The sequence below is a fragment of the Candidatus Protochlamydia sp. W-9 genome (genome assembly GCF_001950615.1).
Lineage (GTDB): Bacteria > Chlamydiota > Chlamydiia > Chlamydiales > Parachlamydiaceae > Protochlamydia > Protochlamydia amoebophila.
Map to the genome: position 1 here is coordinate 1 of NZ_BCPZ01000219.1, position 2,679 is coordinate 2,679.

Here is a 2,679-nt window from a genome sequence, read left to right on the forward strand (position 1 = left end):
GGCAATCACTGCGCTAACCTACTTATTCAAAATAGAGAAGCAATTCTAAGCCATATGGAGCGCTGGAAAGACAGCCTTTATCAATTAGCCTATGAGGAGAAAATTAGTCCGTTTATTCCAAAAAATTTAGAGAAATCCCTTTTGAGGCTTTTTGAACCTTTACCTGAAGCTGTCGCAAAAGAAATTGAGGGACAAAAATCTATCATCCATAAAAACAGAGAAATACCTTTAGCACTTTTAAAAATTATAGCAGATTATTATGGGAATCAACAGGATTTTAATCGCGCTATCTCTTATGCAACAACCTTTTTAAAACTTCTAATACAGAAACTTCCGAAAATATCTCATAAGGAAGGAGTGCTTGTTAAAAGTATACAAATTCATACAAATCTTGCTAGTTGGAATCAACTTCTTAGGCAGTATCCGACGGCCATTTATCATAGTAAAAAAGCATTGGAAATAGCGCAGGAGTTATGCAATCCTTATGCAATAATTGTTTCTTTAAAAGGCATAGGCCTCATTTACGCAGTACAGGAACAAGGCAAGCTCGCGCTTCCTTTTTTTCAAAAAGCTCAAGTTATAGCGCAAACGTTACAAGATTCTGAAAATAAAAGCCAAATTCTTAATGGTCTTGCACATGCTTATCTTATTATCAATAATAATACAGAGGCAATTTCATGTTTTCAAACTGCATTGAATTTGACAGACAAGAAATTCAAACAAGCCTGGATTTACTCGGGGATTGGTCGCGCCCATGCTGAAGCTCAATGCTATCAGCTAGCTAAAGAGGCCTACCACAAGGCACTTGAATTACTTGCACCTGATGACTTTTTTCTTGCAATAAAAATTCATAAAAGCTTAGCCATATTATTTAATCATTTTGGCCAATATGGAAAAGCTATTTCCCAGCTTGAAAAAGTTTTAGAGTTAATGCAGCATCCCTCAATTCAAGTAAATGAATTAGAGGCATTTGTTAGCAAATTCAGTGCTTTAACAATTCTTGGGAGCATTTATGGTGCTTTTGGAGATTATGGGAGAGAAATTGATTATCAAATGCAAGCTTTAGAGACTGCTGAGAAAATAACTCCATTTAAAAACTACCAGGAAGCAGCATTTATTAATCTCGGCAATGCGTACTGCAATAAGAGAGACTATCCTAAAAGCATAGAATGCTATACTAAAGCATTAAAAATAACAAAAAATGTTAATGCAAGAGCTACGGTTTTAATAAATATGGCGAATCTTTATTGTGAAAACCATATGTTTGCTAAGGCATTTGAACTGTATAAAAAAGCCAATAAAATTGGTAATCAAGAGATAAAAAAACATAACCTTATCGGTTTAGGTCTATGCTATGATGCTAAGGGAAATAAAGAACAGGCGATTCAAAGTATTAAAAAATTTATTTGTTTATCTCAAGAATCAGAAGATCGCCGCAGTGAAGCGGTAGGCTATCACTATTTAGGGGAACTATATGAAGAGTCTGACCCTAAGCTAGCAGAAGAGAATTATCGAAAAAGCATCGCCATTTTTGCCGCATTACATCAAGAGCTTAAAAATCATAGCCACTGGCAGATTACTTTTTTTGAAGAGCAAGCGATACCCCTTCTAAAACTAGAAAGGCTTCTCCTAAAACAGAGCAAAATCGAGGAAGCTCTGCAGGTTACAGACTTTAGACGTTCTCGTGCCTTGATATCCGCTCTTACAGGAAAATTTAAATTTCAAAAGGATGATTCTTTAATCTCTTCTAGACTCACAGTCCAAGAAATGCAAGCTTTTGCCCATAAGATGAATACGTGCTTTATCCTTTATTCGTTTTCTTTCGAGAGCACGGACAATATCACTGCTTGGGTTATTCCTTCTCAAGGGGAAATAATCTGCCAACAACTATCTCTTGGCAATTTGGCAGAAGAGGTCAAAGAAGCAACGCAAGTTTTCAAAACGTTCCCTTTTATTGTTGAGCCAACAGTTGCTAAAAGAAGGCCTTTTCTTCGTCCGAAAAAAACTCGTAGTTCCGCTACGTATGCTTTTCTAGATGAGCTAACCCGAGGAGATATCGATGAGAGTGCAAACTCTGCTGTTTTGCAAGCTTTTAAAAAGCGCCTTTCTCTTTGGTATGAAGCTCTCATTGCTCCACTTGAATCCTATCTCCCCAAAGACCCACAGCAAGTCGTGACCATTATTCCCGACAATTTTCTCGCTCAAATTCCCTTCGCCGCATTTTTAGACAAAGAAGAAAAATATTTCATAGAAAAGCATCCCATTTCTATTGCTCCTTCCATTGAAATACTCAAATTATTGGATGAAATCCCCAAAGACTTTTCAGAAAGCTCTCTGGTGATTGGAAATCCTACAACACCTTATCCAAAAGAAGAGCTAGAATTTGCAGAAAAAGAAGCTCAAACAATTGTCGCTGCCTTTCTTAAAACAACTCCAGAAAAAACTCTTTTACAAGACAACGCTACAGTCGAGCGCGCTATAGATGGGATGCTAGATGCGCGCTGGATACATCTTGCCTGTCATGGCTCGATAGGCGCAAATCCTGAAGAAAAGCTCGATCTGCACTCCGTTTTTGAAGGGCTTTTTAAGCTTGCTCCCGACGAAATTCATCCCAAAGGCTATCTCCATGCGCAAGAGATTGCGGCGCTTACTCTTCACTCAGAGTTGGTTTTTATGAGC

The 2,679-nt window shown here is 37.7% G+C and carries 1 protein-coding gene; it reads left to right on the plus strand.

What is annotated here, in order from left to right; translation table 11 throughout:
* On the plus strand, positions 1-2,679 hold a 2,679-nt coding region (locus tag BU804_RS07045), incomplete at both ends, for a CHAT domain-containing protein (protein WP_075883523.1).